Source organism: Nocardia niwae NBRC 108934 = DSM 45340, from assembly GCF_001613465.1.
Classification (GTDB): domain Bacteria; phylum Actinomycetota; class Actinomycetes; order Mycobacteriales; family Mycobacteriaceae; genus Nocardia; species Nocardia niwae.
Genome location: NZ_BDCK01000054.1, coordinates 26,467 through 47,760 on the forward strand (window position 1 = coordinate 26,467; position 21,294 = coordinate 47,760).

Annotated in this window: 24 protein-coding genes; 14 read left to right on the forward strand and 10 right to left on the reverse strand. The window is 68.0% G+C overall.

Annotated elements, in window-relative coordinates; translation table 11 throughout:
• Positions 1-27 precede the first annotated feature (27 nt).
• The 6 genes from fusA to hppD form a co-directional block, all read right to left on the reverse strand.
• On the reverse strand, positions 28-2,130 hold the full coding sequence (gene fusA / locus NNI01S_RS31030; protein ID WP_063024779.1) for an elongation factor G: 2,103 nt from the start codon (positions 2,128-2,130) through the stop codon (positions 28-30).
• A 137-nt stretch (positions 2,131-2,267) separates the two neighbouring features.
• A complete protein-coding gene (rpsG, locus tag NNI01S_RS31035) occupies positions 2,268-2,738 on the reverse strand; it encodes a 30S ribosomal protein S7 (protein ID WP_014353063.1) in 471 nt (156 codons plus the stop codon).
• Between the two features lies 1 nt (position 2,739).
• On the reverse strand, positions 2,740-3,114 hold the full coding sequence (rpsL, locus tag NNI01S_RS31040; protein ID WP_039801925.1) for a 30S ribosomal protein S12: 375 nt from the start codon (positions 3,112-3,114) through the stop codon (positions 2,740-2,742).
• A 342-nt stretch (positions 3,115-3,456) separates the two neighbouring features.
• On the reverse strand, positions 3,457-4,014 hold the full coding sequence (locus NNI01S_RS31045; RefSeq protein WP_245676440.1) for a DUF3558 domain-containing protein: 558 nt from the start codon (positions 4,012-4,014) through the stop codon (positions 3,457-3,459).
• A 10-nt stretch (positions 4,015-4,024) separates the two neighbouring features.
• Complete coding sequence (locus tag NNI01S_RS31050) at positions 4,025-4,552, reverse strand: DUF3558 domain-containing protein (protein ID WP_063024781.1); 528 nt, start codon at positions 4,550-4,552, stop codon at positions 4,025-4,027.
• 59 nt (positions 4,553-4,611) lie between these two features.
• The gene (gene hppD, locus NNI01S_RS31055; protein ID WP_063024783.1) at positions 4,612-5,814 is read right to left on the reverse strand and encodes a 4-hydroxyphenylpyruvate dioxygenase; all 1,203 of its coding nucleotides are present in this window, start codon (positions 5,812-5,814) and stop codon (positions 4,612-4,614) included.
• 160 nt (positions 5,815-5,974) lie between these two features.
• On the opposite strand from hppD, the gene NNI01S_RS31060 reads away from it, so the two are divergent.
• A complete protein-coding gene (locus NNI01S_RS31060) occupies positions 5,975-6,499 on the forward strand; it encodes an Lrp/AsnC family transcriptional regulator (protein ID WP_063024785.1) in 525 nt (174 codons plus the stop codon).
• A gap of 10 nt (positions 6,500-6,509) precedes the next feature.
• On the opposite strand, the gene NNI01S_RS31065 is transcribed toward NNI01S_RS31060, so the two are convergent.
• Both NNI01S_RS31065 and NNI01S_RS31070 read right to left on the reverse strand, forming a co-directional pair.
• Positions 6,510-7,622, reverse strand: coding sequence for a winged helix DNA-binding domain-containing protein (locus NNI01S_RS31065; protein WP_063024787.1), 1,113 nt, complete (start codon positions 7,620-7,622; stop codon positions 6,510-6,512).
• Positions 7,623-7,640: 18 nt separating this feature from the next.
• Entirely contained in the window at positions 7,641-8,615 is a 975-nt protein-coding gene (locus NNI01S_RS31070; protein ID WP_063024789.1) for an NADPH:quinone oxidoreductase family protein, read from the reverse strand.
• Positions 8,616-8,760: 145 nt separating this feature from the next.
• Here NNI01S_RS31070 and NNI01S_RS31075 point away from each other — a divergent pair, with 145 nt between their 5' ends.
• From NNI01S_RS31075 to NNI01S_RS31085, 3 genes are all read left to right on the forward strand, one after another.
• Positions 8,761-9,090, forward strand: a complete 330-nt coding sequence (locus NNI01S_RS31075) for a type VII secretion target (protein WP_063024791.1) — start codon at positions 8,761-8,763, stop codon at positions 9,088-9,090.
• Positions 9,087-10,211, forward strand: a complete 1,125-nt coding sequence (locus NNI01S_RS31080; protein ID WP_063024793.1) for a transglycosylase SLT domain-containing protein — start codon at positions 9,087-9,089, stop codon at positions 10,209-10,211. Before NNI01S_RS31075 ends, NNI01S_RS31080 begins: the two co-directional genes overlap by 4 nt.
• Before the next feature lie 188 nt (positions 10,212-10,399).
• The gene (locus NNI01S_RS31085; RefSeq protein WP_063024795.1) at positions 10,400-11,194 is read left to right on the forward strand and encodes an acyl-[acyl-carrier-protein] thioesterase; all 795 of its coding nucleotides are present in this window, start codon (positions 10,400-10,402) and stop codon (positions 11,192-11,194) included.
• Between the two features lie 143 nt (positions 11,195-11,337).
• Here NNI01S_RS31085 and NNI01S_RS31090 read toward each other — a convergent pair whose 3' ends face one another.
• Complete coding sequence (locus NNI01S_RS31090) at positions 11,338-13,008, reverse strand: FAD-dependent oxidoreductase (protein ID WP_063024797.1); 1,671 nt, start codon at positions 13,006-13,008, stop codon at positions 11,338-11,340.
• Between the two features lie 181 nt (positions 13,009-13,189).
• On the opposite strand from NNI01S_RS31090, the gene NNI01S_RS31095 reads away from it, so the two are divergent.
• On the forward strand, positions 13,190-13,681 hold the full coding sequence (locus NNI01S_RS31095; RefSeq protein ID WP_063024799.1) for a SixA phosphatase family protein: 492 nt from the start codon (positions 13,190-13,192) through the stop codon (positions 13,679-13,681).
• Between the two features lie 23 nt (positions 13,682-13,704).
• Here NNI01S_RS31095 and NNI01S_RS31100 read toward each other — a convergent pair whose 3' ends face one another.
• Positions 13,705-13,908: a hypothetical protein gene (locus NNI01S_RS31100; RefSeq protein ID WP_063024801.1), complete on the reverse strand. Its 204-nt coding sequence runs from the start codon at positions 13,906-13,908 to the stop codon at positions 13,705-13,707.
• A 58-nt stretch (positions 13,909-13,966) separates the two neighbouring features.
• Between NNI01S_RS31100 and NNI01S_RS31105 the strand changes: the two genes are divergently transcribed.
• The 9 genes from NNI01S_RS31105 to NNI01S_RS31145 all read left to right on the forward strand — a co-directional run.
• Positions 13,967-14,338 carry a glyoxalase superfamily protein gene (locus tag NNI01S_RS31105; RefSeq protein ID WP_063024803.1) on the forward strand — a complete coding sequence of 124 codons (372 nt, stop codon included), beginning with the start codon at positions 13,967-13,969 and terminating at the stop codon, positions 14,336-14,338.
• 97 nt (positions 14,339-14,435) lie between these two features.
• Positions 14,436-14,867: a MerR family transcriptional regulator gene (locus NNI01S_RS31110; RefSeq protein ID WP_245676441.1), complete on the forward strand. Its 432-nt coding sequence runs from the start codon at positions 14,436-14,438 to the stop codon at positions 14,865-14,867.
• A complete protein-coding gene (locus NNI01S_RS31115) occupies positions 14,864-15,874 on the forward strand; it encodes an aldo/keto reductase (RefSeq protein ID WP_063024806.1) in 1,011 nt (336 codons plus the stop codon). The genes NNI01S_RS31110 and NNI01S_RS31115 overlap by 4 nt, the downstream gene beginning before the upstream one ends.
• Before the next feature lie 22 nt (positions 15,875-15,896).
• Entirely contained in the window at positions 15,897-16,190 is a 294-nt protein-coding gene (locus tag NNI01S_RS31120) for a putative quinol monooxygenase (RefSeq protein WP_063024808.1), read from the forward strand.
• Between the two features lie 150 nt (positions 16,191-16,340).
• On the forward strand, positions 16,341-17,135 hold the full coding sequence (locus NNI01S_RS31125) for a GNAT family N-acetyltransferase (RefSeq protein WP_063024810.1): 795 nt from the start codon (positions 16,341-16,343) through the stop codon (positions 17,133-17,135).
• On the forward strand, positions 17,132-18,121 hold the full coding sequence (locus NNI01S_RS31130; RefSeq protein ID WP_063024812.1) for a pirin family protein: 990 nt from the start codon (positions 17,132-17,134) through the stop codon (positions 18,119-18,121). Before NNI01S_RS31125 ends, NNI01S_RS31130 begins: the two co-directional genes overlap by 4 nt.
• A 113-nt stretch (positions 18,122-18,234) precedes the next feature.
• The gene (locus tag NNI01S_RS36245; protein ID WP_245676442.1) at positions 18,235-18,738 is read left to right on the forward strand and encodes a hypothetical protein; all 504 of its coding nucleotides are present in this window, start codon (positions 18,235-18,237) and stop codon (positions 18,736-18,738) included.
• Positions 18,735-19,895 carry an MAB_1171c family putative transporter gene (locus tag NNI01S_RS31140; RefSeq protein WP_063024813.1) on the forward strand — a complete coding sequence of 387 codons (1,161 nt, stop codon included), beginning with the start codon at positions 18,735-18,737 and terminating at the stop codon, positions 19,893-19,895. The genes NNI01S_RS36245 and NNI01S_RS31140 overlap by 4 nt, the downstream gene beginning before the upstream one ends.
• A partial coding sequence (locus tag NNI01S_RS31145; RefSeq protein ID WP_063024814.1) for a cytochrome P450 occupies positions 19,892-21,294 on the forward strand: 1,403 nt, incomplete at its 3' end. The genes NNI01S_RS31140 and NNI01S_RS31145, both read left to right, overlap by 4 nt.

Below are 21,294 nucleotides of genomic sequence, written 5' to 3' on the forward strand. Positions count from 1 at the left end.
AAAGGGTTTACAAACGCCCGGGAGCCATTACTCGCCGGTCGCCTTGGCGATGATCTCCTTCGACACGTTGGCCGGAACCTCCGCGTACGAGTCGAACACCATGGAGTAGTTCGCCCGGCCCTGGGTCTTCGACCGCAGGTCACCGATGTAACCGAACATCTCCGAGAGCGGAACCAGCGCCTTGACGACACGGGCACCACTGCGTTCCTCCATGGCCTGGATCTGACCACGGCGGGAGTTCAGGTCGCCGATCACATCGCCCATGTAGTCCTCGGGCGTGGTGACCTCGACCGCCATCAGCGGCTCGAGGATCACCGGACCGGCCTTGCGAGCCGCTTCCTTGAGCGCTTGCGCGCCCGCGATCTTGAACGCCATTTCCGACGAGTCGACGTCGTGGTAGGCGCCGTCGAGCAGCGTGACCTTCATGTTCACCAGCGGGTAGCCGGCGAGCACACCGTACTGCATGGCGTCCTGGGCGCCGGCGTCCACCGAAGGGATGTATTCCTTCGGCACGCGGCCACCGGTGACCTTGTTCTCGAATTCGTAGTGCGCGCCGTCTTCGCCGACGAACGGCTCCAGCGCGATGATCACCTTCGCGAACTGGCCGGAACCACCGGTCTGCTTCTTGTGCGTGAACTCGAGCTTCTCGACCCGCTTGGTGATCGTCTCGCGGTAGGCCACCTGCGGCTTACCGACGTTCGCCTCGACCTTGAACTCGCGCTTCATGCGGTCGACCAGAATGTCGAGGTGGAGCTCGCCCATACCGCCGATGACGGTCTGGCCGGTCTCCTGGTCGAGCTTGACCGAGAAGGTCGGGTCCTCTTCGGACAGGCGCTGGATCGCGGTGCCCAGCTTCTCCTGGTCGGACTTGGTCTTCGGCTCGATGGAGACCTCGATGACCGGGTCCGGGAAGGTCATGGACTCGAGCACGATCTGGTTCTGCGGATCGCACAGGGTGTCACCGGTGGTGGTGTCCTTGAGGCCGATGACCGCGTAGATGTGGCCGGCCGAGGCCGCACCCACCGGGTTCTCCTTGTTGGAGTGCATCTGGAACAGCTTGCCCAGACGCTCCTTCTTGCCCTTGGTCGAGTTGATGACCTGGGCGCCGGAGTCGACCTTGCCGGAGTACACGCGAACGTAGGTCAGCTTGCCGAAGAACGGGTGCACCGCGATCTTGAACGCCAGGGCCGCGAACGGCTCGTCGGCGCTCGGCTTGCGGGTGAGCAGTTCCTCTTCCTTGCCGGGCACGTGGCCGGTGGTGGCCTCCACGTCCAGCGGCGAGGGCAGGTAGTCGATGACCGCGTCCAGCATGGGCTGCACGCCCTTGTTCTTGAACGCGGAGCCACACAGCACCGGGTAGAGCTCGGAGGTCACCGTCAGCTTGCGGATGGCGCCCTTGATCTCCTCGATGGTCAGCTCTTCGCCGCCGAAGAACTTCTCCAGCAGCGCCTCGTCCGACTCGGCGACGGTCTCGAGCAGCTCCTGGCGGTACTGCTCGGCCTTGTCCTTCAGGTCGTCCGGGATCTCGACGACCTCGTACTGCTCACCGAGCTTGGTCTCGCCGCGCCAGACCTTGGCGTTGTTCTCGACCAGGTCGATGATGCCCTCGAAGGTGTCCTCCGCGCCGATCGGCAGCTGGATGACCAGCGGCTTGGCGCCGAGGCGGTCCTTGATGGTCTGCACGGTGAAGTAGAAGTCCGCACCGAGCTTGTCCATCTTGTTGACGAAGCAGATCCGCGGCACGTCGTACTTGTCGGCCTGACGCCACACCTGCTCGGACTGCGGCTCGACGCCTTCCTTGCCGTCGAACACCGCGACGGCGCCGTCGAGCACGCGCAGCGACCGTTCCACCTCCACGGTGAAGTCGACGTGCCCGGGGGTGTCGATGATGTTGATCTGGTTGTCTTTCCAGAAGCACGTGGTAGCCGCGGAGGTGATGGTGATACCACGCTCCTGCTCCTGCTCCATCCAGTCCATCGTGGCGGCGCCGTCGTGGACCTCACCGATCTTGTACGTGATGCCGGTGTAGAAGAGGATGCGTTCAGTTGTGGTCGTCTTGCCCGCATCGATGTGGGCCATGATGCCGATGTTGCGGACCTTGTTCAGGTCGGTGAGCACGTCCTGTGCCACGGAAATCTTCCCCGCTCGTAGCTAGTTGGGATTATCGGGGACGACCCTGTGGTCGCCTCTATGTCAACGCCGGACGCGGCCGGTGAGTGCCGCGTTCCGGCTGTGCCTCCCGACCCAGACGACGGGCCGGGCAGACGTCACCAGCGGTAGTGCGCGAAGGCCCGGTTGGACTCGGCCATCTTGTGGGTGTCCTCGCGGCGCTTGACCGAGGCGCCGAGACCGTTGCTGGCGTCGAGCAGTTCGTTGGCCAGGCGCTCGACCATGGTCTTCTCCCGGCGCGCACGCGAGAAGTTGACCAGCCAGCGCAGGGCAAGGGTGTTGGCGCGGCCCGGACGGACCTCGACCGGCACCTGGTAGGTGGCGCCACCGACGCGGCGGGGCTTCACCTCCAGCGACGGCTTCACGTTGTCCAGCGCGCGCTTGAGGGTGACGACCGGATCGGTGCCGGTCTTCTCCCGCGCCTGCTCCAGCGCACCGTAGACGATGCGCTCGGCGGTGGACTTCTTACCGTCCAGCAGGATCTTGTTGACCAGCTGAGTAACCAGCGGCGAACCGTAGACCGGGTCGTTGATCAGCGGACGCTTGGGTGCGGGGCCCTTGCGTGGCATATCAGCTCTTCTCCTTCTTGGCGCCGTAACGGCTGCGGGCCTGCTTGCGGTTCTTCACACCCTGGGTGTCGAGCGAGCCGCGAATGATCTTGTAGCGGACACCCGGGAGGTCCTTCACACGACCGCCGCGCACGAGCACCATCGAGTGCTCCTGCAGGTTGTGCCCTTCGCCCGGGATGTAGGCCGTGACCTCGACCGAGCTGGTCAGGCGAACACGCGCGACCTTGCGCAGCGCGGAGTTCGGCTTCTTCGGGGTCGTGGTGTACACGCGGGTGCACACGCCACGACGCTGCGGGCTCCCCTTCAGGGCCGCGGTCTTCGTCTTGGCGACCTTGTCGCGGCGACCCTTGCGGACCAGCTGGTTGATGGTTGGCATAGACCGGCTTTCCTTATTAGTTAACGCGGTGTGTGGACTTCATGTCTGTTTTAAGTTCGCGGCGCTCCCGGGGCCCTTCGTGGAGGCAAGCTTCCACTGCCGGGCCCGTCGTTCACACCGCTGTCATCGAGCTTTCACTCGCACGTCCGGCCACGTTTCTCGCGTCCCGAGGTCGGGCGTGTCGCGCGCGGCGCGGAGCCCTGATTCCGGGCACGCTGGAGTCGTCGGCCGCTCTCGCTGGCCTACGGTCACGCACGAACTTGCCCGCATGCTTCCGGGCACAGCGATCCACGATACCCGTGGCCGGGACACACGGTCAAAGCGGGTCGGTTCGGCAAGCGTCTACCTGGCCAGGTTCAAGGTCATTTCCATCAGCTTCTTCGCCGCGTCGCACGGATCGGGGTGCACCGAGCCGGGCCGGTAGTTGATCCACCAGCCGATGACGCCGTTGTCCGGAGCGCTGGCCGTGACGCCGCAGGAGTCCGGATCCTTCGGCCTGCGGATCTGCAGCGCCAGCGAACTCTGGATGGTGATATTGGTGGTCTCGTAGCCGAGCTTGTTGTTCGTCTGCTTCTCGTTGCTGAGTGTGCCGTTCTCGTACCAGTTCAGCGTGGCCATGCCATTGCCGCCGGGCGCGCCGAGCAGGTCCCACATGCAGACCGCGCCGAAGAACGAGTCGCTGACCTGGACGCCCTCGCCGATCGCCTTGCCGATCTGGTCGTCGGAGAGGATCTCGCATTCGCGCAGCAACTTGTCCAGCCTGGCATTCACCGGCTGACTCGCGCCCACGGGCTGCGCGGTTCCGGAGATCACCTGGCCGCAGCCGCCCACGGACAACGCGATGGCCATGGCAGCGGCTGCGGCCGCGCCGCGCCTGAACAGGTCCCGGCCGACGTTCACTCCTCACCCCTCACTGGATCCGCTGCAGAGTCAGCTCGGCGAGAGCGCGGCTCCGGTCGCACGGGTTAGCGGTCCCCGCGGCGAACGACCCGATATTCGTCGACCACTCGAAGAAGTCGTCACCGAGCTGCACCGCCAGATCACAGATCGTCCCACCCGGATCCAAGGCGGCGAAGCCATCCCGTCCGGCTACTTTTATCGGATCCGGCGCGCGGCCTTCGACGGACACCCACGCACGTTCCCGTTCGATGGGACTGCCCCGGTAGGAAGCGAACGTGATGCTGGCCGAACCGATTCCGGCCGACTGCCAATTGCAGCCCACCGCGTTGCGGAACACCCCGGAGATCTGGCTCAGGCCACCGAGATTGCGCACCTCGTCGTCGGTCACGTGACCACACTCCCCGACGAACGGGCCCAGCGCCACCACCTTCGGCGCCGGACGCGACGGACCCGAGTCCTCGGTCCCCTCCCCCGAACCACAACCCGCCAGTGCGAGCACCAGGGCTGTCGCGAGGCCGACTGCCGACTTGATCCGCATGGGAAGAACTCTACCGACGCACCAGCCGCAGCGGCTCGACGAGATCGCCCACCCCCGCCTCACAAATTGCCCCTGGCCTCCTGCTCACGTTCGATCGCCTGGAACAGCGCTTTGAAATTGCCCTTGCCGAAACCGAGGGAGCCGTGGCGCTCGATGAGTTCGAAGAAGACCGTGGGGCGGTCGGTGAGCGGCCTGGTGAAGATCTGCAACAAGTAGCCGTCCTCGTCGCGGTCCACCAAGATGCCACGGCGCTGCAATTCCTCGACGGGGACGCGGACCCGGCCGATGCGGGCGCGCAGTTCCGGATCTTCGTAGTAGGCCGCGGGCGTCTCCAGGAATTCGACGCCCTCCCGGCGCAAGGCGTCCACACAGGTCAGGATGTCGCCGGTGGCGAGTGCGATGTGCTGGACGCCGGGGCCGCGGTAGAACTCCAGGTACTCATCGATCTGCGAGCGTTTCTTGCCTACGGCCGGCTCGTTGAGCGGGAACTTCACCCGGTGGTTGCCGTTGGCCACGACCTTGCTCATCAGCGCCGAGTACTCGGTGGCGATGTCGTCGCCGACGAATTCGGCCATGTTCGTGAAACCCATGACGCGCCGGTAGAACTCGACCCACTCGTCCATCTGCCCGAGTTCCACGTTGCCCACCACATGGTCGATCGCCTGGAACAACCGGGCGGGCGCGCCGTCGCGTCGCTCGTATCCGGAGCGGCGGGCGACATAGCCGGGCAGGTACGGCCCGTAATAGCCGGAACGATCGATCAAGGTGTGTCTGGTCTCGCCATAGGTGGCCAGCGCGGCCGAGCGAACAGTGCCGAAGTCGTCGGTGTCGTCGTGCGGTTCGACCAGAACCGTCGCGCCGTGCGCGCGCGCCCACGCGACGCACCGGTCGACGTCGGGCACTTCGAGCGCGATGTCGACCACGCCGTCGCCGTGTCGATCATGGTGGGCGACCAGCGGACTGTCCGGACACACCGCTCCGGTGATCACGAAACGCGCGGCGCCGCTGCGCAGGACGAACGCTTTGTGATCACGATTGCCGGTCTCGGGACCCGAGTACGCCTCCAGCCGCATGCCGAAGGCGGATTCCAGGAAATGCGCGGTCTGGGTGGCGTTGCCCACCACCCAGACCAGGGCGTCCCACCCGATGACCGGGAACGGGTCACCGCTGGCGTCGTGGTCCACCAACCCCACCAGCGTGCGCAGCTCGCCGTCGCTGGGAACGGCGCCGGAGCGGGCCTCCGGCAGGTGCTCGATGGTCATGGACCAAGGAAATCGCCGGGCCCGCCGAGTAGGCAACAGCGCCAACTCGCGGTAGGCAGTGTGGCGAATTCGGCTAGCAACCGACGGGTGGTGCTGGACAATTTGAATAGCATCAGCGGGACGGGCAGCAAGCCCGCCCGGTGCTCGAACGGAGGCCGTCATGGCGCGCACATCGGCGAAGCTCGACGAGCTCGACCTCGCCATCCTCACCGCGATGCACGAATACCAGAAGGCGGGCATTCTCGAACTGTCCCGCCGGACCAGGGTCGCCAGGGCCACGGTGCAGTCCCGGATCGCGCGCATGGAGGAGTCCGGGGTGATCGCCTCCTACGACCCGCAGATCGATGTCACCGCCGCGGGGTTCGACGTGCAGGCGTTCGTCACGCTGGAGATCGCCCAGGGGGCGCTGGACGCGGTGGCGGCCGAACTCGACGCGATCCCCGGCGTGCTCGAGGCCTACGCCACGACCGGCACCGGCGACGTGCTGTGCCGGATCGCGGCCGACTCGCACGCCGGGTTGCAGTCCGTACTGCTGAGCATCGACCGGACCTCCTCGGTAGTGCGCTCACACAGCGTCATCGTGCTGTCCACGGTGGTCTCCCGCCGGGCCTTGCCGCTGCTGCGCACGCTGAGCCCGACGGGGACCACCAAGGCTCCCGCCTATCGCCCCGCCCGCGACCAGTAGCCGATCCGGCTCAGGGGCGCAGGTCGGCCTGCGGGTCCAAGATCTCCACGCTGCGCTGCTTGTCCGCCTCCAGGAAGGCCAGCAGCGCGTGTGCCTCCGCCTCGACCTCCGCGCGCTCCGCGTTGGTCCACGGCCGGATGGGACTGATGCGCAGCCGGGCGGTGCCGGAGTTCGCGAACACCTTGTACAGACCCGCGAGGAAGCCGTCGACCAGCACCGGGGAGACCTGGGCCGCGAAGGCGCGCAGCGGAGGAGCGGCGCCGTCGGGCACGATCCGGGTCCGGTCCTGGTGCGACAGCAGAGCGTTGTCGTACCAGCCGAGCAGCCGCACCGGGGCGGGGACGTCCGGATCGGTCAATTCACCGTCGGCGACGTCGTACAGCGTGCGGCCGCGTTCGTCGGTATAGGTACGCACCCGATCGCCGAGTTCCGCGACGGCGCCCTTCATGCCGGGCAGCTTCGACCAGGTCTGCATGTCCATGGTGCTCGCCGGACCGAACGCCCGCAGGTAGCGGAAGATCAACTCGGCCAACGGGTATGTGGGATCCAGCGGAGCGCCCAGCCAGGGCTCGACCCGCGACCAGATCGGCCTGCTGTTGTCCTTCCACTTCCCGCGCGGCGGGGTCTGCAGGACCGGCAGCTGGTACAGCCAGGTCTGCACCACCGCACCAGGATCGCGGTCGGGATAGCGCTCGGCGGCGCGGGCGCGCAGGTCCGCGGCGGACATCGGCTCGTCACCGAGCACCGCTTCGCCCTGCCCGCGCACCTCCTCCGGGTCGAGACCCACCATCGCGCCGTAGTTGAAGCCCTTGCGGAAGGGCACTTTCTCCAGTTCCGGCTGCACGTGCGGCGCGATCCGCAACGCGTCGGCGGGCGAGACCACATGAATGGTGCCGCGCATCAACGTGATCCGGACCAGCGAGCGGTCCTCCAGCGCGTCCGACACCGTCGCCGGGTCGAAGGCCGCGACGCGGCTCCACAAACCGACGAACGGCGGCGGCGAATCCTGCGCCTGCAACCCGACGAGGTGGTCGCACATCTCGTGCACCGTCCACCGCGAGCGGTCGAGCAGGTGCTGACGAGCCAATAGGGTCCGGTTCAGTACCCGGTTGGACAGCTTCATGAGGCGGGCCGGAACGCGTCAGCGCAGCGTGACCACGACCTTGCCGGTGGCCGTCCGTTCGTCCAGCGAGGCGACCGCCTCCGCGGCCTTGTCCAGCGGATACAGCACCGGCTCCGGCGGCGCGATCTTTCCGGAGGCCAGCAGCGGCTCCACCTCGGCCCACTGCTCCTGCAGATAGCCCGGATGCGACATCACCCATTCGCCCCACGCCGCGCCGGTCACCTCGACGTTCTTCAGCAGCAACCGGTTGACCTTGACGGTCGGGATCTCCCCGGCGGTGAAGCCGACGACCAGCAACCGGCCCGCCGAGGCGAGCGAACGGATGCTGTCGGTGAACCGGTCGCCGCCGACCGGGTCGAGCACGATGTCGACGCCGCGTCCGCCGGTCAGCTCCTTGACCGCCGCCAGCCAGCCGTCGGTCAGCACCACGTCGGTGGCGCCGTTGGCGCGTGCCACCTCGGCCTTCGCCTCGGTGCTCACCACGGCGATCACCCGGCCAGCGCCCAGGGCGGCCGCCAGCCGCAGCGTCGAGGTGCCGATGCCGCCCGCGGCGCCGTGCACCAGCACCGTCTCCCCTTCGGCCAGCCTGCCGCGGGTGCGCAGGCAGAAGTGCACGGTCAGGTCGTTGAACAGGATGCCTGCGCCGGCCTCCAGCGAGACATTGTCGGGGAGCCGGAACACCATCTGCGTCGGCGTGACGGCCGTCTCGGCCATCGCGTTGCCGAGCATGGTGAGCGCGACGACCCGGTCACCCGGCCGCACGTGCGCGTCCTCGGGGGCTTCCCGGACGATGCCCGCGACCTCGCCGCCAACCACGAACGGCAGTTCGGGCTTCATCTGGTACAGGCCGCGCGTCATCAGCACGTCGGGAAAGGCCACACCGGCCGCGTGCACGTCGATCACGACGCCCCCGGGGAACGCCGCGGGCTCCGGGATATCGACGACCCGGATCGCTTCCGGTCCTTCCAGCTTGCTGACCTGGGCTGCGCGCATGTGCCGACCTCTCTGTCCTCGCCCCGGCATGATCCGTGCCGGCGCCACACCGACAACATAACGGGCGCCGCCCGAGCACGCCCGTCCGGACGCCCGATTTTGCTATGCTGACCGCGACCTCGCGGTCGGGAGGGAAGGGGGATTCATGGTCGAGCAAAATCAGCCGCGACCTGCGACGACGATGCAGGTCGACCCGGGGGCGCTGCGCTCGTTCGCGCAGGCGCTGCGCACCGAGGCCACATCCGTCGCCGAGCTCGGCGGCGAAGGTTTCGGCGCCCTCGCGGGGGCGCTGCCCGGCACCGAATTCGGCCCGGTGGCCCAGCGCGCGAACGATGCCGTGAACCGTTGCCTGGAGCGGGTCGGGTCGCGGCTCACCACGATCGCCGACAACCTGCACAACGCGGCGGGCAAGTACGAACTGGCCGAGGACGACTTCGCGGCAAAACTCCGCGCGATCGGGCTTCAGCTGCCATGACGCTCACCATCCCTGACGTCGAGAACTGGCAGCCGGAGCAGCTTTCGGCGGCGGGCGCGCTCGCCGGACGGATGTCGCAGGGGCTGGACACCGCGGTCGCCAAAGGCGCGAACGACACGAAAGCACTGTCCGACGCGAAGCAGTGGTCCGGCTCCGCCGGCGACGCCGCCGACGCCCGGATGCAGACCGAGAAGACCCGCGCCTCCGCGGTGAGCGCCGCCGTGCTCGAGCTGCAGACGGCGCTCACCGCCCTGGTGCAGAACCTGACCGACGCGAAAGCCAAGGTGCTGAGCCTGCGCGACGACGCGCTGAACCAGACGCCGCCCTTCGATGTCGCCACCAACGGCACCGTGGACGCCAAGACGCGAATCGACTACCTCCGCGGGCACGCGGACAAGGCCGACGTCGAAGGGCTCGTCTTCCAGGAGGCGCTGCAAGCCGCCTCACGGACGTGGGAACTCACCAACGCCTTGAAGAGCGCGGAAGACGTGGCGGCCCAAGCCACGACCCGGGTCGAGGGCGCGGTCGCGAAATTGGAGGCGGCGTACGCCGGGCTCGGCGAACCCAGCGCGAACGTTCCCGCCGCGCCCACCGCGCCAGCAGCCACCGCACCGGCCGCCGCATCGGGCACCCCGGTCGCCGCGTCTTCGCCGGACCGGACAAGTCAGCTGATGTCCGGGCACAACAACTCGCACGGCACCTCGTCCGGCACGACGTATCAGGGAGGTCCGAGTTCGTCCGCCCCCACCGGCCCGCTGCCGAGCGGTGACGTCGCGCGATGGATCGCCGAGGCGAAACAGAAGCTCATCGCGATGGGCTACGACCCCGCGCAGATCGACGAGCGGGCCATCGCGCTGATCATCGAGCATGAATCCGCGGGCAATCCGTACGCGGAGAACCGCTGGGACAGCAACTGGGTGGCGGGGCACCCGTCGAAGGGCCTGATGCAGACCATCGACAGCACGTTCAACGCGTACAAGGCGCCCGGCCACGACGACATCTGGAACCCGGTCGACAACATCATCGCCGGAGTGCGGTACTCCATCGACCGCTACGGGTCGCTCGGCAGCGTCCCGGGGGTAGCCGCGGTGAACTCGGGCGGCGCCTACCAGGGCTACTGACCCGGACACGACCGCTCCCGGCCAGGTCGCGCACGCAAGACCCCGTTTCTGCTGGCCCAGATCCCGGCAGACGGACTATTAAGGAGGTACGGACGGCTCGACGCGAGGGTGTGACGTACGCCCCGTAAAGTCGTCACAACAGCACCGCATGAAGAAACGCGGCACACCGTGCAGCGCGAGGAGCACAAGTGTCACTCGATCAGCCACTCGCCCCGCTTCCCCAGGAGGGCATGGGCTTTGCTTCGGCGTGGCCCGTCCGGGCTGGTGATGTGGATCCCTACGACCGGTTGCGGTTCGACGCCATCGCCCGCTACTTGCAAGATATCGCCTGGGAAAACCTGCATAGCACGTTCTTCCACCGGACCGACCCGAACTGGATCGTCCGGCGCACAGTCATCGACGTCATCCGGCCGATCCTGTGGCCGGACGAGGTGCGGCTGCTGCGGTGGTGCTCGGCGATGTCCACTCGGTGGACCAACATGCGAGTGCGGATCACCAGCGGAAACGGCGGACTGATCGAGACCGAGGGTTTCTGGATCAACATCAGCGAGTCCACCGGCATGCCCGCACGGATCAGCGACGAGGGCCTCGCCTACCTCGCTCGCACCTCCACCGAACATCGCCTGCGGTGGCGGCCGTATCTGACCGACGCGACCCCGCCGGAGTCGGACACCGACTTACCGTTCCCGGTGCGCGCCACCGATATCGACCAGTTCAACCACGTCAACAACGCCTGTTACTGGCAAGCGGTGGAACAGTTCCTGGTCGAATACCCCAAACTGCTCGCGGGCCCGCACCGCGCGGTGATCGAATACGTGGCCCCGGTGCTGGCCCGCCAGCACGTGAGCGTGCGCAGCCGGTACGAGCCGGGGGATCGCACCGGGCAGCCGGTGCTGCGGTTGTGGTTCGTGGTCGGGGGAACCACGACGACCGTCGTCCGCATCATGCCGCTACCGGGCCAGCCCGCCTCTCCGGGTTTCTAGGCCGTACTGGTCGTGCCCCCGCCCGGGTCTCGCGAGAGCAGGCGGGCTGGTTTGTGCCTTCCTCGGCCGCTACCGCAAGGGTCGAGCGGGGAATCGGGGCTCGAGGCCGGTCGGATCTCGGTGATCCGACCGGCTCGGGGGTCTCAGCCGCGGGCGGCTTTGATCAGGTCCTCGCGGGTGGTGAACTTGACGCGCGGGCGGCCTGCGGACTTGCCCGCGGACTTCTCCGCCTGATCGATCGCTCGCCAGCCCGCCCGGTCCACCAGGTCGGCCTGGCGCTCGGCGAGCAGGGCCTTCAGCGCGGCGCGGTCGGCTTGCGGCGCGGCGAGTTTGCCCGCGGTGAAGTCGGCGAGCAGCAGCTCGACCGTCTCCTCGGAGTCGACCCGGTTCGACCCGATGACGCCACGGGGACCCCGCTTGATCCATCCACTGACGTAGACGCCGCTCAGCATCGTCCCGTCCTCGCCGATGACCCGGCCGTGCTCGTTCGGCACGACGCCGCGCCGCTCGTCGAACGGCAGCTCACCGATCCGCTCGCCGCGGTAACCGATCGACCGCAGCACGAGTGAGGTGTCGATGCGCTCGGTGCGCTCGGTGGGCCGCGCGACGAGCTGACCGTCTTCTTCGAACAGCTCGTTGTGCACGATCTCGATTGCTTCGACCCGCTCGGTGCCGGTGAGCGCGGTGGGCGAGGTCAGGTAGCGGAACACGATCCGCTTGTTGCCCTCCGCCCTGCGGCCGCCCGCGTACTCCTTGGCCAGCGTGTACTTCAACGTCAACGACGGCTCGACCCGCGGGTCGTCCACGATCGCCTGGCTGGCGTGATCGAGCGCCAGATCGGTCTCGTCCACGACGACGTCGACGCCCTTCAGATGCGCCAGCGCGAGAAACTCCGGCGAGGTGTAGGCCGCCTGCAGCGGGCCGCGCCTGCCGAGCACGACGACTTCGCGAATATTGCTCTGGCGCAGCGCCTCCAGCGCGTGATCGGCGATGTCGGTCTTGGCGAGTTCGTCGGGATCGACGGTCAGCACGCGCGCCACGTCCAACGCGACGTTGCCGTTGCCGACGATCACCGCACGCTCGCCGGACAGGTCGAAGGTCCGGTCGGCGAAATCGGGATGGCCGTTGTACCAGGCCACGAATTCCGTGGCGGAGTGGCTGCCCGGCAGATCCTCGCCCGGGACACCCATCCTGCGGTCGCTCGAGGCGCCGACCGCGTAGATCACGGCGTGGTGGTGGCGCAGCAGCTCCTCGTGCGAGATATGCGTGCCCACCTCGACGTTGAGGTAGTACTGCAGGGTCTCGCGGCGGAACGCGGACTCGAACATGCCAGAGACCGTCTTGGTGCCGGGATGGTCGGGCGCGACGCCCGCCCGCACCAGGCCCCATGGGGTCGGCAGCCGGTCGAACATCTCGATCTCCACGTCGGCCCTGCGCAGCAGCTCGTCGGCCGCGTAGCAGGCCGCGGGACCGGCGCCGACGATCGCGACGCGCAGGGTGCCCAGCTCCTTCGGCGGACGCGAGGGCGTGACGATCGGATCGAAGTTCGATTCCAGCGGATGCCGTTGGAAGTAGGCGGCATTGATATCGCGGAATCGCGCCAGCGAAGCGGTCAGGTCGTCCTCGGAGAAGATGGCCTCCACCGGGCACGCGTCGACACAGGCGCCGCAGTCGATACAGGTGTCGGGGTCGATGTAGAGCATTTCGGTCGTCGCGAACTCCGGCTGGTCCGGAGTGGGACGGATGCAGTCGACCGGGCACTCGGAGACGCAGCTGGCGTCGTTGCAACAACGCTGCGTGATTACGTAGGCCATATTGTGCTGATCCTCGAAGAAGTACGTGGGCTGTGGCCACCCGGGTGTTGTGGTGGACAGATGAGCGGCGTCCGTCACGTCCGCCGCGAGGGTCGCCCGCTGGTGCTCGTGATGTGATGCCGCTTTCAGTTTGCCTCGAGTGTGGCAGGGACCTCTCGCCCGGAGGGCTTACCGTATCTCCATGGCGCGGACCCTGATCCTCATGCGGCACGGCAAATCGGCCTATCCGGAGGGCGTCGACGATCACGAACGACCGCTCGCGCCGAGGGGCAGGCGCGAGGCCGGGCTCGCGGGCGACTGGTTGCGCGCGACCCAGCCGCCGATCGAGGCCGTGCGCTGCTCCACCGCCACCCGGACCAGGCAGACGCTGGCGGCCACCGGGGTCACCGCGCCGGTCGTCTTCGAACCCGGCATCTACGAGGCCGCGCCGGAGACGCTCATCGAGCTGGTCCGCCTCAGCGAGGACGACGTGGCGACGCTGCTGGTGGTCGGGCACGCGCCGGGCATGCCGTGGACCGCTTGGGAATTGGCGAGCAATCGCGACAGCGCCCCCGCGGTCGAACTCAGCCGGAAGTTCCCGACCTCAGCACTCGCGGTGCTGCGCTTCGACCGCGACTGGGCGGACGTCGATCCGGGGACCGGCGAGCTGGTGCATTTCCACATCCCGCGCTGACCGCACGCGACCGGTGCGCGCGGTCAGCGCAGTAACCTGCCGCCGACCACGACGACCCCTCCGAGCACGAGCAGCAGGGCGAACGCGGCGAGTCCACCGAACAACCACCACACCACCCCGAGCGCGAGCGCGAACGGCGCGATCGCGATGGCGGTGATCACCGGGCTTTCCTTGACCGTCGCCCAGGCCGAACGAGCCCTGATCCGGTCGATGTCCTTTCCAGGCATGTTCCCAGCGTAGGCCGGAATCCGAGACTTTGTCGGCGCCCGATGGAATGCTCGCCGGATGGATTGGAAAATCGAGCTCGTCGCCATTCCGGTGACCGACGTCGACCGCGCCAAGGACTTCTACACCAAGATCGGCTTCAACGCCGACCACGACCACCGGGTGGACGAGAACCTGCGCTTCGTGCAGCTGACCCCGCCCGGCTCCGGCTGCTCCATCTGTCTCGGCGAGGGCATCACCGACGCGGCGCCCGGCAGCGTCCGGGGTATGCAGATGGTGGTGGCCAGCGCCGAAGACGCCTATCAGCAGTTGATCGCCGCCGGTGTGGACGCCACACCGGTCCAGGAGCTCGGCTGGGGCCTGTTCACCTTCTTCGCCGACCCGGACGGCAACAAATGGGCCGTCCAGCAGCTGCCCGACTACGGCAGCTGAATCCAGCCCTTGCTTGGAGCACACTCCAGGTGACTAGCGTCATCGATGTTCAACGGGAAGGGCGAGTGCAGTGAGTGAAACCGCCTCTCACGCGGGCGTGAGTGACGACAGGGAGCAGCCGCGGTATTCGATCGGCGAGGTATCCGAGCGATCGGGGCTGAGCCGGGACACGCTGCGCTGGTACGAGCGGATCGGGCTGATGGACTACATCGGGCGCGACCACACCGGCAAGCGGCGATTCAGCGACCGGGATCTGGAATGGCTGGCGCTGATCGGCCGGCTGCGCACGACCGGCATGTCGGTGGCGGACATGCTCCGCTACGCCGAGCTGGTGCGGGCGGGGGACGCCACGCTCCAGCAGCGGCTGGCGATGTTCCGGGACACCCGCGCGGAGGTGCTCGCCAAGATCGATGAACTTCGTCAGACCGTGGCCGTGCTCGATCACAAGATCGCCCTGTACGAGGGCAAGACCCGAGCGATCGAGCAGGCCGTGGTCACCACGCAGGACACCGAAGGGATCAAGGTATGACAACGGTCGGCACGCTGCCCACCACCGCGCTGGGCGCCGGCGACATCCGGGTGGGGGCCCAGGGTCTGGGCTGCATGGGGATGAGCGAGTTCTACGGCCCCAGCGACCTCACCGAATCCCGGGCTACGCTGGACCGGGCGCTGGAGCTGGGCGTCACGCTGTTCGACACCGCCGACGTCTACGGCTCCGGTCACAACGAGGAATTCCTCAGCGCTTTCGTCGGCGCCGAGCGCGACCGGCTGGTGATCGCCACCAAGTTCGGGATCGTCCGCAAGGCCGACGACCCCGCCTACCGGGGTTTCGGCAACTCCCCCGCCTACATCCGCAGCTCGGTGGAAGGCAGCTTGCGCAGGCTCGGGATCGACACCATCGATCTGTACTACATGCACCGCAAGGATCCCGCCGTGCCGATCGAGGACACGGTCGGCGCGATGGCGGAACTGGTGCGGGAGGGCAAGGTCCGCGCCCTCGGTCTGTCCGAGGTGACGGGCGACGAACTGCGGGCGGCGCACGCGGTGCACCCGATCGCGGCCGTGCAGTCGGAGTGGTCGCTGTTCTCCCGGGATGTCGAGCGCGGCGTGGTGCCCGCGGCGGCGGAACTGGGTGTGACGTTCGTGCCGTACTCGCCGCTGGGTCGCGGGTTCCTGACCGGTTCGTTCATCGGCACCGCGGACACGAACGATTTCCGCTCCTCGATGCCGCGCTTCACCGGCGAGAACGCGGCCCGCAACGCCGAACTGCTCGCTCCGCTGCGGGCCATCGCCGAAGCACGCGGCATCACCCTGGCCCAGGTGGCGCTGGCCTGGGTGCACGCCCAGGCAGGCGTGCACGACCTCGCGGTGGTCCCGATCCCCGGCACTCGCAGCCGGACCAGGCTCACCGAGAATGTCGCCGCCGCCACCATCGCACTGACCTCCGACGAGCTCGCGACACTGGAGCCGATCGCGGGTCAGGTGTCCGGAACCCGGTACGCGGACATGTCGTTCACCTCCGCGGGCCGGGAATGACCTTCGAGATCAGGAGACGACCATGTCGACGCTGACGCTCAACGTGCGCTTCATCGCCAAGCCGGGTCGCGAAGCGGAACTGAAGGATCTCCTGCAAGGCATGATCGAACCGACCCTCGCGGAAGGCGGCTGCCTGCGCTACGAGCTCTACCTGCATCCCACCGACCCGAGCCGGATGGTGCTCCTGGAGGAGTGGGCCGACGAGGACGCCTTGGCCGCACACTTCCGGACACCGCATCTGAAGGCTCTCGCCACCGCGTTGCAGGAAGTCCTGGTCGAACCGTTCCAGCTGCGGCGATTCACCGAAATCGCCTGAAGCACCTGATGGTCCGGCATCGGCTACGACGCCGGACCATCAGGGCGGCGCCGATCCTCGGTGATCAGCGCGCAAACTTTCGGACCGAAGTCCGCTTATCCGGCGGCCAGGTCTGCGCCGTTCACCGGCGACGACTAACATCCCACGAATATGAAGCCCGAAGCGCCACACGATCGCGTCTGGATCGACAAGCAGACGCCGGCCGCGTTCCGTGCACTCAACAGCGTCGCGAGCGAGGTCAGGGCCGCTGGCGCGGCGGTGGGGCTGGATCGCCGGATCATCGAATTGATCAATCTGCGCGTCTCCCAGCTCAACGGCTGCGCGTACTGCCTGGACGTGCACTACCGGGCCGCCTTGGCGGCCGGCGCCACCGAACAGGAGATCGCGGTGCTGCCCGGCTGGCGACGCGGCGGCACGTACACCCCGTTCGAGCAAGCCGTCCTCGCGATCGCGGAAGTCACGGCGACGCTGCCGGGCGAAGACGTCGTCGAGCGTGAGTACGCTTCGGCGCGCCGGTATCTGACGGATGATCAGTTGTCCGTCGTCATCTGGGTGGCCACCACGATCGGCGCGTTCAACCGGGTTTCGATTCTCAGCAGACATCCGGTCCGCGCACGGAAGGAGAAGGGAACCATGACCGAATCGGCTTCGGAGTCCAAGGTCGTCCGCAACGACGAGCGGCATCGCTACGAGGTGTTCTACGGCGGGGAGCTGGCCGGCTTCGCCGACTACGAGGAACGCGACGACGAGACGGTGTTCACGCACACCGAGGTGGACGGCGCCTTCTCCGGCAAGGGCCTCGGCTCGGTCCTGGCCAAGGGCGCGATCGAGGACGCCGTCGAGCGCGAGCGCGTGATCCGTCCGGTGTGCCCGTTCATCAAGTCCTACCTGGACAAGCACCCGGACTACGACGAACACGTGATCGGCAAGGGCGTCGATCGGTGAGCGATCTGGATCCCCGCCCGGCCGAGACGCTGTGTGAACCCGCGCCGGGCCCCGGCCCGGTCGCGGAGCGGTATCCGGCCCGGGAGGTGCCGCTCGGCGGGGTGCGCGGCGTCTTCGTCGAGCGCGTGCTGCCGCAGCGTGACCTGCCGACCGTCGGCGCGTGGTGCTTCCTGGATCACTTCGGCTCGCCGACGGTCACCAAGACCGGCGCGCCGCCGGACATCGATCCGCATCCGCACATCGGCCTGCAAACGGTGACCTGGCCGTTCGAGGGCCGTATCCGCCATCGCGACTCGGTGGGCTCGGACGTGGAGATCGAGCCCGGTCAGCTGAACCTGATGACCTCCGGTCGCGGCATCGCCCACTCCGAGTACGCCGTCGCGGGCGCACCCGCCGGGCACGGCCTGCAGCTGTGGATCGCCCTGCCGGGCGACCGTACCGACATAGCACCGCATTTCGAGCAGCATCGCGAGCTGCCGGTCGTGGAGACGCCCGGCCTCCGGGCGATCGTCCTGATCGGCGCACTGGCCGGGAAGACCTCGCCCGCGATCGCCTACACACCGATCGTCGGCGCCGATGTCCGGCTGACGGCCGGCGCCGATGTGACCCTTCCGCTCGACCCTCGCTTCGAGCACGCCGTGCTGGTGATCGAGGGCGAGATGACCGTAGCGGGTGAGGAACTCGCGCCCGGCCCCCTGCTGTACCTGGGCACCGAGCGCGACGAACTCCGGCTCGGCAGCACCGGCGGCGCGCACTTCGCGCTGATCGGCGGCGAGCCGTTCGGCGAGGAACTGGTGATGTGGTGGAATTTCGTCGGCCGCGGCCACGAGGACATCACCGCCGCCCGGGCGGATTGGGAGAACCACGACGTCACCCGATTCGCCGATATCGCGGGCCACACCCCGCAGCAGCGCATACCCGCGCCGCCACTGCCCGGCCTGCACCTGAAACCGCGCAAGCGCCGGATCGGCCCGGCCCGGGACTGAGCCGCGCGCACGAGAGCGCGGCTCCACCACGGTTCGGTGGCGGGGCGGCCGGTGTCCGCCGTTCGTTGTAAAGTCCAGTCACCACATGTTTTTCGGTGGGGAGGGGGCTTCCGATGGACGACTCGACGCAGCGGGTGATGGCTGCGCGCGAGGCCGTGCTGAAACTGGTTCCGTCGCCCTGGAACCGGGAGAAATTCTTGACCGCCTTGGGCGAGTGGCGCGGGCGGCCGATCCGACTCGTACCGGTCGCTTCGACGTTGCTACCGGGAACCCTGGAACCGGGCCGCGGCGCACCGTGCGGCCTGTGGCTGGATTGCACCGACGTGGACGTGTTCGCCTACGCCGCGGGCACCACCGATTTCCACATCGACCAGATCATCGCGCACGAGACAGGCCACATGGTGCTCGATCACCAGGCCGGCACCGCGGCCCTCACGGGAGTGGGGCAGCTGCTGCCGAGTATCGACCCGGCCATGGTCCGGCGGGTACTCGGCCGCAGCGAGTTCGCCGACCATCAGGAAGACGAGGCCGAGCTGTTCGCGGACCTGCTGCTGTCGGGCGTCTCGCGCTGGCGCTCCTCTCGCCCGATGCGATCGTTCTGGGGCGGTGAGGGGTGACCTCCTCGGCTCCACCGGTCATCGCGTGGCTGATCATCGGGGGCAGCTCCGCCGTGGCCCTGCTGCGGCTGGCGTGGCTGCACCGCAGGGCCCGGCCCAGTGAACGTCAGGTGACCTATGCCCTGATCTGCGCGGTGATCGCGGCGCTGCTGCGCGAAGGAGCCGTACAGACCGCCCTTGCCCACGCGGGCCTGCTCAGCGTGGATTTCACCAGGCAACTCGGCACCACGTTCATCGTCGCGACCTTCGCGCCGCTGATCGTGCTGGCGCAGTCCTGGTCGGAACGGTGGTGGGAGCAGGCCTCGGCAGGCTACCGGCGGATGCAGCGGACCGTGTGGGCCGCGGCGGGCATGTCGATGGTGCTGATGCTGCTGCTCGGCACACACGCCCGCGTCCTCGGGCAGTACATCGACCGGACCGAAGGGTGGCAGACGATCGCCTACTTCGCGTTCTTCTCCGGGTGGTGCGGGGTGACCGGGCTCCTGGTGTTCACGGCCAGCGTCCGGGAGCTGCGCGCGGGGCAGCTGCGCCCGTCGCACAAGCTCACCTATCAGTTGATCTTGTTCATCGGCGCCTGGACGTTGGAGGAGGCCGTCTCGATCTTCGCCAGCTCGGTCTGCGCGGCGACCGGGACCGGGACCGCGTTCGTCGATTTCCGGTTCCACGCCAACGAGAACAACTTCGTGTACATGGTCGGCCTCGGCTCGCTGGCCGCGGGCGCCCGGGTGGGCACCGAGATCGCGCGGCGGCTCGGCATCGACTCGGCCTCGCGCACCGTACGACAACTGACCCCGATGTGGCGGGAGCTGGTGACGACGTGCGCCGAGATTCCACGCCTGGCGCACTCCGACCCGGATCCGGACCCGCGGCGGCGACTACACCGGATGGCGGTCGAGATCCGGGACGCGCTGCTCGTGCTCGGGCGATTCGCCGAACCGCTACCGGCGGACGTGCCCGCCGACGTCGCCGATGCGGTGCAGATCGCGCGCGCCTTGCACCGCAAAGCCGGTGGCGCACAGCCGGGTTCCTATCTTCGGCTGCAGGCGTCGGCGCCCGGTCGAGACATCGTCGATGAGACCCGTACGCTGCGCCGTGTCGCGCGGCATTGGGGACGGGCGCAGACCTATCTGTGCGCACAACTGGACGGAGCAAGATGACCACGACGAATTCCCAGCGCCGGATTCGCGCGAGTGACCGGGAATTGCCGCACCCGCCGTTCCGGCTGCCGCTCGCCGGTGACGTATGGGACCTGCACGTCACCGACAGCAGTCAATGGGGCATGCGTGGCGCGCAGAAGTACGGCGGGATCTACGAGCGCAATATCTTCGGCACCCGCGTGACGTACGTGTCGGATCCGGACCTGCTGCGCGAGATCAACGACGACGAGCTCTGGGCCAAATTCCTGGGTGTGCCGATCCGCGACCTGCGCACCGTCGCCGGGGACGGGCTGTTCACCGCGCACAACTCCGAACCGAACTGGGCCAAGGCCCACGCCATCCTCGCGCCGTCGTTCACCGCGTCGGCGATGCGCGGCTACCACGCGACGATGCGGACCTGCGCCGCCGGGCTCGTCGAGTACTGGGCGGGGCGGGCGGGCGAGTGGGTCGACGTACCCGCCGACACCAACAAGGTCGCGTTGGAAGTCATCGGGCGGACCGCGTTCGGCTACGACTTCCAATCGTTCACCCGCACCGACCAGCACCCCGTGGTCGCCGCGATGCTGCGCGCGCTGACCTACATCAACCGCGCCGCCTACTCCCACCCGCTCGTCGAGCGCACGGTGTTCCGCGAGCAGCGCGCCCAGCACCGGCGCGACGTGGACCTCGTCAACGGGACCATCGACGAGGTGATCGCGCAGCGCACGCGGGAGGGTGCGGGCGCGCACGGGGACCTGCTGGACCGGATGCTCACCGTGCCGGATCCGGAGACGGGGGAACTGCTCGATCCGACCAACGTCCGCCACCAGATCCTCACCTTCCTCACCGCAGGCCACGAGACCACCGCGGGCGTCCTGGCGTTCGCGCTGCACTATCTGTCGGTCGACCCGGCCCTGGCCGCGCGAGCCCGCCAGGAAATCGATGAGGTCTGCGGCGACGGTGACATCGCTTTCGAGCACGTCGCGAAGCTGCGCTACGTGCGGCGCATCGTGGACGAAACCCTTCGGCTGTGGCCGACGGCCCCAGGATATTTCCGCAAGGCGCGCGCGGACACGATGCTGGGTGGGCGCTACCCGTTCGAGAAGAACGAGTGGGTGTTCATCGTCCTGCTCCAGCTTCATCGACACGAACTGTGGGGTGGCGATCCCGAACAGTTCGATCCCGACCGTTTCCTCCCGGAGCGCGTGCGCGGCCGCCATCCGGAGTTGTACCGGCCGTTCGGCGTGGGGATGCGCGCCTGCATCGGCCGCCAATTCGCTCAGCACGAGATGGTGCTGGTCTTGGCGACACTGTTGCGCGCCTTCGATCTGACCCCGGATCCCGATTACCGACTGCGCGTGCAGGAGACGATCACCCTGAAGCCGGATCGCCTGCGCCTCAAAGTCTCCCGGCGCCACGG